1 protein-coding gene is annotated in these 906 nt (G+C 70.6%); it reads right to left on the reverse strand.

Annotated features, from left to right (window positions below; all coding sequences use genetic code 11):
* Positions 1-343: 343 nt before the first annotated feature.
* Entirely contained in the window at positions 344-688 is a 345-nt protein-coding gene (locus ABEA07_RS19345; RefSeq protein ID WP_345539859.1) for a DUF2958 domain-containing protein, read from the reverse strand.
* Positions 689-906: the final 218 nt, after the last annotated feature.

Consider the following 906-nt stretch of genomic DNA (forward strand, 5'->3'; position numbering starts at 1 on the left):
CGAGCGCCACCACGTGCCGCAGGCACGTCTGATCAATGGAAGTTCAGGGGACGCCAGTCCCCTGCAGGCAGCCTGCGGCTGCCGCGCCAGGGATGCGCAAGGCGGCCGCGGGCCGTCCCCGCCAGGGGATGAGCGCGAAGGCGCGAACCTGGAGCAGCCCGACAGCGGCGCAGCCGCTGGGGCGCCCAAGACAAGATCGTTGCATTGCACGAACGTCCTGCTGCCCCAGGCATGCCGATCGGACCACGACGACCCAACGGAACAGCGCTCGCGCGCCGTGGTGCGCGCCACCGCGCGAGGCTTGGCCGCCGGCCCAGCCGGCGGCTGCGACGGGTCTGCGCGCTCAGGCCTGGATGCGCCCGGCCGCACGCGCCTCGCGCGCGTAGGCGCTCAGCCGCTTGTCGGGCCGGAAGTGCAGGTCCTGCTCTATCGGCAGGTTCATCAGGCCGCGCACGGCCGCCAGGGAGTGCAGGTCTACCAGCCCCAGCTCGGGACTGCCGAGTCCCAGGTCGCACAAGCCGAAGGCGACCAGACCCGTCTCGTCCAGTTCGGACAGCAACCAGGTCGCCCCAGCATCGGGCGTGAACAGCTTGACCACCGGATAGGGATCGAAGTCGTCGGTTGCTCGCGAGGTCCGGCCGTGGGCGATCAGCTGCTCGCGCTGCGCTTCGGTGATGAAATTGAACATGATGTGCTCCTTCAACGGTTGCGGGCGGGCTTGCCCGGGTCCGTCCGCCGGCACGGCGCGCGCAGCAGTCAAGGTTCGAAGACGGCCGGCAGGCCGCAAGCGCCCGAGAGGGCGCGCCGACCTTGAGGGCGAGCACGCCGTGGCAGCCTGAAGGGAACAGCAAGACCACCCTCCCGCCCCTCTGTCCTGCGCCTCTGCCTCACTGGCGTCCTGCCTTG

The organism is Variovorax defluvii (assembly GCF_039541515.1).
Classification (GTDB): domain Bacteria; phylum Pseudomonadota; class Gammaproteobacteria; order Burkholderiales; family Burkholderiaceae_C; genus Variovorax; species Variovorax defluvii.